The organism is Flavobacterium davisii, assembly GCF_042182265.1.
Classification (GTDB): Bacteria; Bacteroidota; Bacteroidia; order Flavobacteriales; family Flavobacteriaceae; genus Flavobacterium; species Flavobacterium davisii.
The window spans coordinates 1,877,036-1,892,594 of the sequence record NZ_CP097869.1; the positions used below are offsets into that span (position 1 = coordinate 1,877,036).

The 15,559-nt window shown below is 32.9% G+C and carries 4 protein-coding genes; all 4 read left to right on the forward strand.

Annotation, left to right across the window (positions count from 1 at the left end):
• Positions 1 to 32 precede the first annotated feature (32 nt).
• The 4 genes from NAB20_RS07835 to NAB20_RS07850 all read left to right on the forward strand — a co-directional run bounded on the left by NAB20_RS07835 (position 33) and on the right by NAB20_RS07850 (position 15,394).
• Positions 33 to 5,054: a hypothetical protein gene (locus tag NAB20_RS07835; RefSeq protein ID WP_375604901.1), complete on the forward strand. Its 5,022-nt coding sequence runs from the start codon at positions 33 to 35 to the stop codon at positions 5,052 to 5,054.
• A 47-nt stretch (positions 5,055 to 5,101) separates the two neighbouring features.
• Positions 5,102 to 10,483, forward strand: a complete 5,382-nt coding sequence (locus NAB20_RS07840; protein WP_375604902.1) for a T9SS type A sorting domain-containing protein — start codon at positions 5,102 to 5,104, stop codon at positions 10,481 to 10,483.
• A gap of 102 nt (positions 10,484 to 10,585) precedes the next feature.
• Positions 10,586 to 12,667, forward strand: coding sequence for a fibronectin type III domain-containing protein (locus NAB20_RS07845; protein WP_375604903.1), 2,082 nt, complete (start codon positions 10,586 to 10,588; stop codon positions 12,665 to 12,667).
• A gap of 309 nt (positions 12,668 to 12,976) precedes the next feature.
• Positions 12,977 to 15,394 (forward strand): hypothetical protein, encoded by a 2,418-nt coding sequence (locus NAB20_RS07850; protein ID WP_375604904.1) that lies wholly within the window; start codon positions 12,977 to 12,979, stop codon positions 15,392 to 15,394.
• Positions 15,395 to 15,559 lie beyond the last annotated feature (165 nt).

Sequence of the window (15,559 nt, forward strand, 5' to 3'; positions counted from 1 at the left end):
TTACTTTTGTTTTAAAAAACAAACACTATCTCATGCGATTTAAAATAGCAGTTCTTATTTTATTTACATCCCTTTTATCCTATTCCAATGTTACTTTAATAGAAAAAGATACATTAAAAATTTCCAAAATAGCGTCTAATTTTTCTAAGCTAGATTCCAAAATTGCGATCCAACAAATATTAGAATCAAGTGTTCAAAGACAATGGATTTCACCTTTTTTTTCTAGATTAGACAAAAACACACCAGAATATATAAAACAGTTTTTTAAAACAGATCAATTCGCATTCGAGGATAAGTTTTTAGATAAAATTGGGAAATTATTCAATGATAAAAATCTAAAATACGTCCAAAATATATCAAAAGAAGAACTAATCAAGTTACCCATAGGTTTAAAAGGTTTGACAAATGATGGTTTTAAAGCTGAAATGGTTATAGTGAATGCAAAGGTTACTGCAGAATATTTACAATTAACAGCCTTTGCACGTTTGGAGACCCAATTTTTAAATACCCATTTATATTTTGCTGCCGAAGATTTAAAACTTTCTCATGATGGTGGAATTATCGGCGATTGGAAGTTATATTCACTTGGTAATACCACATTACCTCAGTTGGGTAGTAAAGCATTATTAACGATTTTAGGAGGAGATATAGAGCGAAAAAATGGTGCAATAAAAGGAGATTCTTATATAGAATTTGATTGTAACGGATTTAAAAGTATGTCTTTTAAACTAGATATTCGTTTAGCACGTTCTATTATTGTGCCAGTTGATGCAAATGGAAAACGGAAAGTATATAGCTCCGATTTAGCTCAAGATAAAGAAAAAGCAGTTGGAAATGAACACTATGTAGGAACTACCTTAGGGATAAAAGGGAGTGGTTGGAATGATCTGTTATTAGATCTAGACTTGCCTGCTTTTGAAATTACTAGTTTAAAAAACTGGAGTTTTAAACTTAAAAAAGTAACGATGGATTTAAGCGATACCAAAAATAATCCTGAGGTTACTAAAAATTTTCCTAAAGTATACGAAACGGGAGGTTTTTTCCCAGGAGGGAATAAAAATATTTGGAAAGGCTTTTTTGCAGAAGAAGTAGAAATAACAATGCCAAAACAATTTTCTAATAAAAGTACAGGAGAAAAGACAAAAATAGAAAGTACCAATTTACTGATAGATAATTTTGGAGTAAGCGGAATTTTTGCAGGTTATAAGCTTTTAGATAAAGGAAGCGCTTCAGGATGGCAATATAAATTAGATTACGTAGGTGTTGGTTTAGAATTAGGTAAAATTAAATCAGCAAAAATATTGGGATATATAAAACCATCTGCTACGGATTCTTTTTTAGAAATTTTAGGAACATTTAATGAAGATAAATATCTTTTTCAAGCTTCGGTTACTGAGTCTGATTTAAAAATGTTTAAAGGAAAATTGGTTTTTGAAAAAAATTCTTGGATCAAATTAGAATTTGATGATACCTCTGATGAATTTAAAGCTTCTGCTCTGCTCAATGGTAAGATGGCTTTTAAAGGTGGATTAGAAAAAAATAATACCAGTCAGAACGTTAATAACACTACTATTGAAGTCTTTAGTAGTTCTGATAGTAATGTAGGTCACGTTTTGACAGATGTTCAAACAGGAAGTGAAGTTGTTGTTACGAAAGTGAATAATTATTTGAATGATAATTTTTCATTCATTAAAGCAGATCCCAAGAAAAAAGCTGTTGAGCAACTTAAAGAATATGTTGATAAAGGATATAAAGAGTTGAGTGATTTTGTTCAAGCCCAGGTTTTTTCTTATGCAGCGGATATAGCAAGTGAAAAAAATATAGAAGCAAAAAGAGAAGACATTCAGAAAGAGAAGGATAAAGAATTCTATAGCTTCAAAGGGATTGCATTTCAAAATTTGAAATTACAATCACACGCCTTACCATATGTTCAAGCCGATTATTTTGGTTATCCCTCTTCAGTAGAACAAAAATTTGGTAATTTTTCGGTTGGAATAAGCAATATTCGTTTAATAACTCCGTCAAAAGATGAATTAGGATTAGCATTCAACATGAAAGTAAATTTAATGGGCGGTGATTCGTCTTCTTCGGATAGTAATGGTTTTATATCGGCAGAAGCGGGACTTCAAATTATAGGTAAATTTCAAAATGATACTTTTCATTCCTATAAATTTAAAGAGGTAGCGGTTGATGAAATTAAAGTAGACGTTGAAAAGAGTGGTTTTACTCTGAAAGGTGGGCTAAAAGTATTTAATGAAGATGCTATTTATGGTAAAGGCTTTCAGGGAAAATTAGCCGTTGAGCTAAAACAACTAGAAGTGAAAGGTATGGCTAAAGCTATTTTTGCTAAAAAGGACTTTTCTTACTGGTTTGTCGATTTTCAGATTGATAATAACGGTTCTTCAAGTAAGTTTGGATTACAACGTGTAGAGGGCGGTTTATCTTACAGAATGAAACGTGTAGACGGGAATATGATGGCGAATTTAGGAACCAATGTTTACAAACCTGATGCGAAATCGGGTTTAGGTTTCCGTGCGGGGGTTAAAGTAAAATTTGGAGAATCAACCTCCTTTAAAGCCAAAGTATTTTTGGAAATGGAATACAACAATACGGGCGGTTTAAACCGTATTTATTTCCTAGGAGAAGGGGCAATGATGTCTGGTAATGGCGATACCGAAGGTAATTTAAGAGATACATGGGCTAGCTATGATAAGATATTTTCTGGGGACGAAGCTGCCGAAATGAATCAATATCTTGCCAATGGGAACATGTTAGCTATTTCGAAACGGACACATCCCGTATCTGAAATTGCAAAAGATGGAAAAATTGGATTATTTGTAAGTATCGAAAAAGATTTTGTGCATAATTCTTTTGATGGGCTTTTTGAACTGTATCTAAATTTAGAAGGAATCAAAGGTTCTGGCCAAAATAATAAGTTTGGTATGGTACATATGTACTCTAGTCCAAATAAAAATTATTTACATGTAGGAACCCCTATGGATAAGCTTGGTGCTATTTTCAAAATAGGATCGTATGATATTAACGTTGGAGCGTATTTCATGACAGGTGATGTAATCCCTTCACAAGTACCACCACACCCTAGGGTTTTAGAAATTCTTGGGCCTGATATCATGAATGATAATCGGAACTTAAGTTTGCTGAATGATGCTAAAGGGTTCGCTTTTGGACTTAATTTCAGTCTTGCCATCCCCTATGATGGAGGTTGGTTTTATGCCCTTTTGGAAGCAGGTGGAGGTTTTGATATTACCCATCGAAAATTAAATGGTGTGAGTTGTGCTGGTCGTCCTGGATTAGTAGGAAATGATGGATGGTATTCCATGGGGCAGGTATATGCCTATATCTATGGAGAGGCAGGCTTGCGTATTAAAGTATTTGGTATCAAAAAAGAGATAAAGATTTTAGCGGTAGGTATAGCGGCCATGCTACGAGGTGAATTTCCGAATCCAACACACATGGAAGGTTATGTAGGAGTTTATTATAACGTACTTGGAGGTATGATAAAAGGGCGCTTTAAGTACAAAGCCGAAATAGGTGAAAAGTGCGAATTTATAGGTATGACGCAACCACTTTCCATACCGCTTATTGCGAGTGTGAGTCCTGATAGTGAAAGCAACGTAGATGTGTTTAAAAAGCCTCAGGTAGCCTTTAATTACAGTATGTTGCAACCTTTTTCGGCAGAGGATGCTAATGGAAATAGGAAATTGGTACGCATCAATTTGAAAAAGTATGTGCTTAAAGTGGATGGAAATCCGTTGACAGGTGATTTGCAATGGACAGACCATAATACCAAAGTAAATTTTGTTTCCTTTGAAGTACTACCTCCACAAAAAGATATTGTAGGAGAAGTAGAAGTAGGGGTTGAAGAACAATATGGGGCATCTTGGATACCGCTCCAAGGAGGGAATACCGATACAGAGAAAAAAACATTCACGTTTAAAACGGGTAATGCGCCCGAGTATATTCCGTTAGAGAACATCAGTTACAGTTACCCTGTCGTGGCGGCAACTAATTTTTATCCTGAGGAACATAAAAATGTATATATCAAATTAAAGCAAGGACAAAAATATTTGTTTGATGGCTCGGTGCAAAATTGGGTGCTTAAAGGCGAAATGAAACAAGGAGAACAAATTCTGTTTCAAACCGATTTGAAATACGACGCCTCTGCTAAAAAAGTAAGCTTTGCTTATGATAAGGTAGCGACTGAAAAAGCCTACCAATTACAGTTGACGGCTTATCCGCCAGGAATGGTTTTAACTACTTCACAAAGCATGGATATTACGCAAAGCAGTGGTACAGCTAGTACAGTATCGGATGCTAACTTTACCAATCAGCAAACCATCAGTCAAAACACAGCTATGGCCGATAATAATACTAAATTAACCAAATCATTTTTGGCTTATGAGTTTAAAACGAGTAAACATGCAACGTTTACGGAGAAGATGATGAGTATCGTAAAAAGGGCTGATATTTTTGAAATTTTAAGTGCAGATACTGATGCTTTACATATAAGAACTAAACCGTATGAAGTATTTAATTTAGAAGAATTGGAAGGGAATCAGTATACCGATGGAAAACCGTTAATTACTGTTGAAGCGGTACTTGAAGATAATTATTTTAAAAACTATATTAACCCTTTATTATATCAAAAATATCCTCTAGATGGGAATATTTGGATTACGCAACGTGATACCAAGGTGTTAGGGTTGCCGCCTGTACGTGCTATAGAAACGCCTGCTTATTATTTAGAATGGCTTAAAACGCCTGCTGGATTGCAAGAAGCATCTAGGCGTTTACCTTTTGTGTATCAATTGCCAAGAGTGTATCGTGCTGATTATGGGGAGTTGAAATATAAAGTGGTAAATAAGTTTATGAGTCCAAATGTGAATTTTGAAAAATATGAGATATATAAAAGTTTAATTGATAATATGTATATCCCTATTGCAATAGGAAATTACACGATTAAGATAAAATACTCTTTAAACGAAAAGGAGTTTAGTAAAGAAGTAGGGAGAACTTTTGAAAGAAAATTTTAGGGAGTTAAAGTTTTTTAAAAAGTTATATAAAGATTAAATTTTTAAAAATGAAGAAATATTTAGTAATGCTTTTCTTGTTGTCAAATTTAATGTTTTCTCAACAAAAAATAAAAGTCTTATTTGTAGTTGGAAATTTAAGTATTAAAAACAAATGTATAGTTAATTCTAATAGTGTATATTATGAGGGAGGTTTTTTAAATAATGAAATGTTATTTTCTGGTAATGTTATTTTTAATAAAACTAATTGGGTTTTAGAACAATATCATGTAATTACTTATGATAAAGAAAATGTTCCTAAAGAATTGTATTTTTCTTCAAAGAATCATTACAGTGGATTAGATGATAAAGGACAATGTGTTCCTGAGTTTTGTAATTCTGATTTTAAAATAACTTTAGATGTAAGTCTAGAAAAATCTTTTTATAAAAGTTTGGAAGTGCTAAAAGAGGAAAATTATGATGTTTCTAATCCTAATGGAGGAGGAGTCTGTCAGCAATTTCCTGAATTAGTTATTTTAACTACAACAGATGCTCAAATATTAGAGAAGGGAAGTTGTGATTATTTTAGGATTCCTGATGTATATGATTTACGAACGACTACTCCAAGAACTGTAGGTCTAGTTAATAAAATGGCCTATAAGACATCTGCAACAGGTGGTTGGAATGAATTTATACCAATTGTATATGACCCGTATAAAGATGGGCACAAATATTTTAAATTGTCAGACTTGGGGTTGGAAAATTATGTTGGTAATTTTATATATAAAGTAAAAATTGTTAATACCAAATTTGTTGGTAATATTGGAACTATCGATAGTGATTATATTGAAACTTCAGAAGTTCAAACTGAAGTAAAATCTTGTTCCCCTCATATAATATCTCAAAATGTTCAGGGTAATAATAATTGTTATGGGGATAGTAAAGGTTCTATACTTTTTGAGTTTGATAAATCACCTGATGCCTCCTTAAAACAATACTTAGTTGCAACATTAGAAAAAAAGGTCAATGATAAATATATAGCAGATAAGACATTGCAAATTTTACCTTCAATGTTGACATTTGATCCTGTCAAAAAAACATATAAGTATTTATTAGAAAATTTATTTAAAGGGGAATACAAATTAACCTATAAATTGTTTGATGGGACATCAAATTTCACTACTCCTGAAACTTCTGGAGAGTTTAGTATTACAGAAAATTCAAAGATCACCTTTAGTGTCATGGCTACACCCGTATTATGTTATGGTGCAAAGACAGGAACAATAAGAATTAATGCTGTAGGAGGAGTAGGGAATTATCAGTACAGTCAAGATGCAGGAAATACTTGGGGAAATACAAATGTGTTGAGTGGATTACAAGCAGGTAGTTATACTGTTTTGGTAAAAGATAGTAATGGTTGTATAGCACCTGATGGATCTCAAAATATAGTAGTAAGTCAACCTAGTGAATCATTAACAATAGAGCTAGTTAAGTTGATTACCCCTTCAACAAATGTATCAGCGGATGGTGAAATAGATATACGTGTTAGAGGAGGAGTAGCCCCTTATAGCTATTCATGGCAATCTACAAGCAATAATCTCAATGGTCAAATGCACAATGAAGATTTATCTAATTTATCAGGAAATGCAATTTATACTTTAACCGTTACAGATGGAAATAATTGCACTATAACTTTTAGCCAAAAAATAGAAGCCCCAGAACCAATAGTTATAAAGTTTGATAATCCACTCATCCAATGTTATGGAGGAAGAGTCAACCTAACAGCCACGGTAACGGGAGGAAATTTACCTTATAAAACCTTAGAATGGGTACCCAATAATTTTCAATCAACCAATACGGCCAATACATCGAGTATAAGCAATTTATTAGCAGGAGACTACCAGTTCCGAGTAGTAGATCAGAGAAATGTTATTCGAACAGCTATTTACACAGTAGCCTCAGAACCGTCACAACTAAATATTAAAGGATTAAATACTTCTATTATAGGAGGTATCCCTACCGTTTATCAAAAATGTTATAATGATACCCAAACCAGTTTAAACGTAATGATTCAAGGAGGAACTACTCCCTATACTTATGCTTGGGTAAATCTAAATACACCCAATATCATATTAAGTACCAATAAAGATTTGATTTCAGTGAGTCCTGGGGCTTATAGACTAACCCTTACCGATGCTAATGGATGTACAGCTATCCAACCATTTAATGTAGTAGAGGCTTCTCCTCTTGAATTTACACTATTAACCGAAACACCGATCGTTGATCCAGGAACAAATAGTGGAGCAATTAAAATAAAAGCTACGGGAGGAACAGGTATTTTTAGCTATAGTATAGATGGTACTAATTGGCAATTATCCAATATCTTTGCTCATTTAAAAGCAGGGAATTATAATTTTTATACAAAAGATACAAATGCTTGTATAATAGGTCCTAAGTCAATCAGTCTTACAGAACCAGCACCATTTCAAGTAAGTATTCAGTCCATTAAAAGTATTAAATGTCACGGAGACTCAACAGCAAGCCTTAAAGCAATCGCTACAGGAGGTACTCCACAAATCAATCCTCCTTATTATGACTATATATGGACTAATACCACCACAGGTGTGCTATATACTGGTGAAAATATATCCAATATACCAGTAGGTATTTATAATTTAGTAGTAACAGATAAAAATGGCGTTACTCGTACCGCAACCTATGAGTTAAAAGCACCAGATCCGCTTATTTTGTCACCTTCGTTTACTCCCGTAAAATGTTTTAATGCAAATGATGGAGAGATCGTATTAGATGCTAAAGGCGGAACGATGCCTTATACATATTACCTAAATGATGTGGTTTATCCAGATAAAAAAATTACAGGCTTGAAAACAGGTGTTTACCTACCAAAGGTTACAGATGCACAAGGATGTAGTATTGAAGGAACTCCAATTGAAATTAAGCAACCTTTAGTCCTAAGTGCTACACATACCATTTACCCTGTTTCGTTTGTAGGGGCTAATGATGGTGCTATAGAAGTGACTGTAAGTGGTGGAACCCTGCCTTATTCGTATAAATGGACACCCGATTTAGGTAATACTAATTATCCTAAAAATCTTAGCAAAAATGATTACACACTTACCATAACGGATGCCAATGGATGTCATTTAGATAAAAGATATGCCGTTGGACTTATAGAACCCCTAAGAGTTAATTTAGATGCCCCTAATAGTATAGTAGAGTTGAACTGTTTTGGCGATAAAATTGCCAAAATAGGAATATTAATCAGCGGAGGACGACCGGCAACCAAAGAACCATCTTATAACATTGCATGGTATAATGATCAGAATCAATTCTTAGGCAATACGCCCACTATCAGTAACTTACCAGCAGGAAATTATAAAGTAACGGTTACAGATTTTAACACACCAAAAGGACAAATAACTCAAACTTTTACAGTCAAACAACCTCTTGCTCCATTAAATTTACAACTTACGCTATCTAAAAAAGTATTGTGTAATAAGCAAACTACAGCTGAGTTACAGACTATGGTTCAAGGAGGTACGTCTCCTTATGATTATCAATGGAAAAATGCGACCAATCAATTAGTAGGTACAGCGGCTAATTTGTCCAATATAGGAGCAGGAGTTTATACTTGTTCAGTAATTGATGCCAAGGGATGTAAAATCAATCAAAGTTTTACGGTAACAGAACCCACCATTTTAACGGCTACACTAACCGCTACTGATGTTAGGATTAATGGACAAAAAACTGGAAGTATAGTTGTAAATCAAATTTTGGGAGGGACTTCTCCTTATCGTTTTGCTCTGGATAATGGAAATTGGCAAACTTCTACTTTGTTTTCAGGCTTAGGAAAAGGAAGTTATAAAGTAACCGTTGAGGATGCAAATGGTTGTACGTTAGTTCTAAACACCAATATTCTTGAACCAGAAGTGTTAAAAACAACGATACTAAATGTAAATCAAACAATTATTAAATGTAATGGGGATAAAACAATAAACCTTGAATCCGTTACCACAGGGGGGATCAAACCTTACTTTTTTCAATGGAAACAAAATGGTCAGCTAATGGTGAATGCACAATTAGATAAATTGAATTTGGTAGGAGCAGGAGTTTACGAAGTTATGATTAAAGATAATGCAGGAGCTACAACTTCGGCCATACTAACAGTGAATGAACCTCAAAAACTAAGTGCGACTTATACAACAGTAGACGCTTCTTGTGACGCACCTTTAGGAGGTAAAATAGCTGTACAAGTTAGTGGAGGAACTCCTCCTTATACGTATGAGTGGAATAAAGGTGTTAAAGGCACAAACTCTGTATTAGAGAATATAAGTATTGGTAATTACAATGTTATAATAACGGATGCCAATAATTGTGTTTTAGATGATCCTCAATTGAAAAATATAAATATAAAAACTACAGGAGGATTACAATTAAATGAGAAAATTACAGCTGTTAGTTGTGGGGAGTTAAATAATGGGAAAATAGATTTATCACCTTCTGGTGGTACAGGGAACTATAGTATTGTTTGGGATGACAAAACTTTACAAGGCTTCCATCTACAAGACCTAATGGCAAAAACGTACACAGGCACGCTAACCGATACAGGAAGTAATTGTAGTTTACCAATTGCGTTGACCGTTGGAGGATCAACACCTTTGGTAGTCAATTTAGGTTCTGACATGGTATTATGTAAAGGGCAAACACATACTATAGATGTAGAAATAAAATTACCAGGCTTAATTTATTTATGGACATCAGATAAAGGTTTTAGATCAACCAACCCTAAAGTTACCCTAAAAGAAAGTGGCGTGTATACCCTTAAAGTAACAAATGGAGACTGCCAGTATACCGATCAAATAGCCATTCAAGTTTTAAACGAAACCATTGAAGCAAACTTTATGATTGCTACACAAACCTACAAAGATGAAGAAATCGTTTTAGTTAATATTAGTAACAATTCGACAAGTAATACGTACGAATGGATATTACCCGTTGGAGCAGAAATTGTAGCACAAAATCAAGATAATATGATTATCAAATTCAAGGAAAATGGTAAATATCAAGTAGGAATTAAATGTAAAAATGCTTTGGGATGTGAAACACAACAACTAAATGAAATAATAGTAGAAGAAAATACAAAAGGTACTACAGCAGATACAAGCGCCCTATTTGTTAAGAATTACAAAATATATCCTAATCCATTAGAATCGAATGATGATCAGATAAATGTAGAGGTAGAACTAGCTTTTGAATTACCCGTTACACTATCAATATACAGGATGGAACTAGGAGCCTTGATTTTAGAATTAGAAAAACCAGCCAGCAAAAAACATATAGAAAAAATTCCATTTCATCATGCCGCAGGAGTTTACTATATAATTATGAAAACAAAAGGAGCCGTACAAGCCAAAAAAATAATTAGAAAATAAAGAACAAACAAAAGGAATAAAGTAAAAATAACAAGTAATTATAAATCTTAAAAAAACAATTTAAGAAACTAAATTACCTTTTGATATAATAAAAAAATAAAAATGAATAAAAGCTTAAAGAATTGCTCACGTATTGTATTGTTTACAATGCTACTGATTTATTCTTATACTATTGGTCAAGTTGATACAACAATCGTTAAACCTGCTATTTTTGGAAAAGCAAAAATAATAGATAACAAAATCTTATTAAAATGGAACGTTAATGACCCTTATTATTGGAAAAAATCATTAAAAAATGGGTACAAACTCCAACGTGTTACCGTACTTCGTGATGGTAAACCTATAAATAAAGACGAGGTAGTAATCCTAAAAGAAACCTTAAAACCCTTGCCTTTAGCACAATGGGAACCATTAGTAAAACAAGATTCATTAGCAGCCGTATTAGCACAAGCTATTTATGGCGAAGATTTCGAAACCTCTACGCAAGAGAAAGGTCTTGCGAAAATGATGATGTTAAACGATCAAAATCAACAACGCTATGCGTTTTCCATGTTAGCGGCTGAACAATCATTTTTAGCCACCAAAGCCGCAGGCTGGGGGTTTGAAGATACGACCGCTAAAATTAACGAAAAATATGTATACACCATTACTTTATTGGGCGTAAAAGAAGATGAAGTAGCCCACGGAAGTATTTATATAGGCTTAGCTGATAAAAATGATACACCCCCCCCTGTAACGCCTGAGGCTGTTTTTGGGAACCAAACCGTTATGTTATTTTGGGATTTTGGAGCACAAAAAGAATTGTTTTCTTGTTATAACATAGAAAGATCAACCGATGGAAAAACATTTTATAAACTAAACAATGTGCCTGTTTTTCCAACAATAAGCAAATCTACTTATACCACCTTTACCGACAATTTGCCAGAAAACAACACCAGGTATTATTATCGAATACGTGGGATAGACACCTTTGGTTATTTGAGCGAACCCTCTAAAGTGGTTTCGGGTATGGGAGCTGATTTTTTAGAGTTTTCACCTCAAATTATAGCAAAAGCCGCTTTAGATGATGAAACTGTAAATTTAGAATGGGATTTCCCTCAAGAAGGAGAAGAAAAAATTAAGGGATTTAATATTTTACAAGCAGATCACGATAACGGTCCTTTCGAAATCGTAAAAAAAGAGGTTGCTGCTACCACACGTAAATTAGTTTTTAAAGCAAAGTTAAAACCTTCCAATTATTTTAAGATACAAGCAATCGCTAAAAAAGGAGGATTCAGAGAATCCTATGCTATGTTAGTTCAACCCATAGATTCTATCCCTCCCATAGCTCCAGTAGGATTAGAAGGCGTAATAGATAGTGTAGGAATTGTAAAACTAAAATGGAAAAACAATACAGAACCCGATTTGTATGGATATAAAGTTTTTCGTAGTTACGACAAAACAGGGATGTATGTAGAGTTATCATCAAAAGTTTTGCATAAAACCAGCTATCAAGACACCATTACGATGAAATCTTTGAATAGAAAAGTATTTTACAAATTAAAAGCTCTCGATATAAGATATAATGAATCCTCTTTTTCAACAGCATTTGAAATTATAAAAAAAGACAAAATAGCCCCATCAATCCCTGTTCTATCCAATTATGAAATAGAAGAAAAAAAAATAAAAATTTATTTTCTTCAAAGTCAGTCAGAAGATGTTAAAAAACATAGTCTCTATAGAAGAAGAGAAGATCAAAAAGAATGGAAAGTTATTTTTGAAACCACAGATCAAGAAATAGACTTTTACGAAGACAAAACAGTAGAAGAAAAAAGAAAATATTATTATGCCATGACCGCAACAGATCAAGACGGTAATGAAACAGCGCCTTCTGAACCCTTAATTTTAGAAACAATTCCAACCGTTTTAAGACCTGGAATCACAACCTTTAGTGGCATGGCAGATCCTAATTCTAAAGCAATAGAACTATATTGGAATGCAAAATCTAATGATATAGAAGAATACCATTTGTACAAAAGAATAAATGAAAGTCAAAATGTTTTATTCAAAATACTACCACCTAACAAAAAAAATCAATTTATAGATACCACTTTACATGTAGGTAATGTGTATTACTACAATATTAGAGCGGTATTTAAAGATGGAAGTTTAAGCGCTTTTAAAGAAGTTAAAGTGGTGTATTAGAATTCAGAATTCAGAACTTTTAGATTTTAGAAAATAAGATGTAGAAAAAAATTAGCGTGCTTTGTGCTTTCGTTGTGTGCTTTGTGCTTTCGTTGTGTGCTTTGCGGTTAAGTAAGAATTTAGAAAAAACTTAGTGTGCTTCGTGCCTTTTTTAAAGGCTCAGTGATTAAGTTAGAATTTGTAATTAAAATTGATTTTCTTATTGCATTTAAATTCTAATAAAAATACAAATAATAAATAGTGCAAATTGTTGCAAAATATAATAAAGTGAGTTTTAGATTACATATTTTAAAAAAACTATTATTAGTGTTGAGTATAAATGTCACCGCTCAAACTATAGATTTAGGATCCTTTCATGGAAAACCTTTTAAAATTGGAGGCGGTTTATCAATAGGTTCCACCTTCTTCAATTCAAATAGAGATGCAAGAGCCCCCTTTGTATACAATTTTACAGGAAATTTGAATGTTTCATTCTATTCCTTTTCAATGCCCATTTCCTATAATTTTTCCAATATGGGAGGCAAACTGAGTTATCAAGTACCTTTTAATTTCAATCGTTTAAGCCTTAATCCCAGATATAAATGGATTTCAGCTTATATAGGCGATGCCTCAATGAACTTCTCTCCCTATTCCCTAGCAGGCCACATGTTTACAGGAGCAGGTATTGAACTTACACCCGATGGCCCTATCAAAATTTCAGCGATGTACGGGCGATTATTAAAAGAAGTAAATGATATTTACAATCCTAATAGTTTTCCCGTATTTGAACGTTGGGGGTACGGAACAAAAATAGAATTAATAAAAAATAAATATAAAGTAGGATTAATAAGCTTTTATGCAAAAGACAAAGAAAATCCATTATTATATCAATCAGTTGCACCCAATATACAAAACTTAAGTCCTAAAGAAAACCTTGTTATAGCATTTAATTTTGAATCACAAGTTTCAAATAATACCAAAATCTATGGTGATTATACCCATTCCTCTTTAGTGCAAGATAAAAGAGCCATAGGCCATCATACTGTGGATGGAATTGCCTCTTTATTACTAAGAGGAAATGAATCCACACAAAATTTTAAAGCCATCAAATTAGGATTTGATTACAAACTTCAAAAAATGGTTTTAGGAGCCAGTTTTGAGCGTGTTGATCCTGGTTATCAAACATTAGGAGCCTATTTTTTTTCCAATGACTTACAAAATATCATGATCAATGCCGCCAGACCCTTATTTAAAGATAAAGTACAGCTAAGCCTAAATCTTGGAGTTCAAAAAGATAATTTAGATCATAAAAAAGCACAAACCACTAATCGACTAGTAGGAACCGTTAACACAAACATTAAAATAAATGAAAAACTATCTACTAACCTTAGTTTTACCAATCAATCCACCACGACTAACGTAAATCCTGACCAATTTGTACAAATCAATCAAACCAATCCAGCTATTAACGCTATAAATCAGTTGAATTATCGTCAATTGTCCAATAGCTTAATGTGGAATACCAATTATCAATTACCAGAATCCAAACAAGCAAAACGCAATTGCAGCTTTAATTATAACTATAATCAAGTTGAAAATGAGCAAGGAGGACAGGTTAATCCGAATCAAAAAACAGCCTTTCATAATCTGAATGCCCTGTATACCCATTTTTTAATAAAAAGTAAATGGGCCTTTAATACCTCTTTGAACTATACAATAAGCCAAATGGGAGGGCAGGATTCCTATACTTTTGGTCCCGTGATAGGCATTAGTAAAAAATATTTTAAAGACAAATTAACCACACAATGGTCTACCTCCTATAACACAAGTAAAAATTCAAGCAACAAAGCAACCAACTTTAATTGCCGTTTTAATGCAAGTTATAAATTGTTTGAAGAACATAACTTTAACTTTATGATATCGCAATTAATAGCCAATTCAATAAATACTTCAACATCCAATAAAATCAATGATCTAACCATTACCCTTGGTTATAATTTTAATTTTGCAGGTACTAAAAAGAAAGAAAAACTAGAAAATGCTAAAAAAACAACTATAGAATCAGTAACAAAACAAAAAATAAGCCTTCATCTATCAGAAACCCATTATGAACTAGATGCTAAATCAATAAACCAATTAATAGACGATAAAATTAATACAACAGATTTTGAAGGACTAGAAGAAGAAAAACAAATCGTATCCAATCAAAAAAATACAATACAACAAAACCTTGATAAACTAGATACAACCCAAGAAGAAAAAGAAAAAACAACCCTAGCAAAAACAATTCAAAAAGACGTTGAAAATGTATACCAAACACTCAAAAAAATAAATGAATTTACAATATTTTATAAAAAATCAGAAGAAGAAGCCTTGGCGAAAATGCGAAAAGACATTAACCGTGATTTAGTTTTTAATAAAAAAGATTTAACAACTAAATATAAACTCAATGCTTCCGCCGACGATCTTCAAAACCAAGAAGAATTCTTGATTTTTGAACAACAAATGTTAAGCGAAAAGATAAAACTATCAAAAAAAGATATTTTTACTATGGCACAAATGAGCTGCTATTTCCAATTAGACAATCCAGATTGGAACACTCGTTTTCATAATTCGGTGACAGCCATAAAAAAACAATATTACGAGAAATTTAAAAAATCAAAAAAAACACTTAACATAGTCGATGAACTGGAAGTAAAAGGAATGGATGCCTATGTTAAAAAGTATAAAGAAAAATTTAGATTTTAGAATTTTTAGATTATTTGGATTCTTTTGATTTTGAAAAATCTTTGCGCCCTTTGCGATTAAGGTTTCACAGAGTCACACGAAGTTTCCACAGAGTCACACAAAGTAAAAAAACTTTGCGATCCTAGTGCCTTCATTGCGCTCTTTGTGGTTAAGAAGAATTTAAAA

What these genes read in the sequence shown, in the direction of transcription:
- NAB20_RS07835 (WP_375604901.1), top strand. Translation starts at nt 33, where the DNA reads ATGCGATTTAAAATAGCAGTTCTTATTTTATTTACATCCCTTTTATCC.
- NAB20_RS07840 (WP_375604902.1), top strand. Translation starts at nt 5,102, where the DNA reads ATGAAGAAATATTTAGTAATGCTTTTCTTGTTGTCAAATTTAATGTTT.
- NAB20_RS07845 (WP_375604903.1), top strand. Translation starts at nt 10,586, where the DNA reads ATGAATAAAAGCTTAAAGAATTGCTCACGTATTGTATTGTTTACAATG.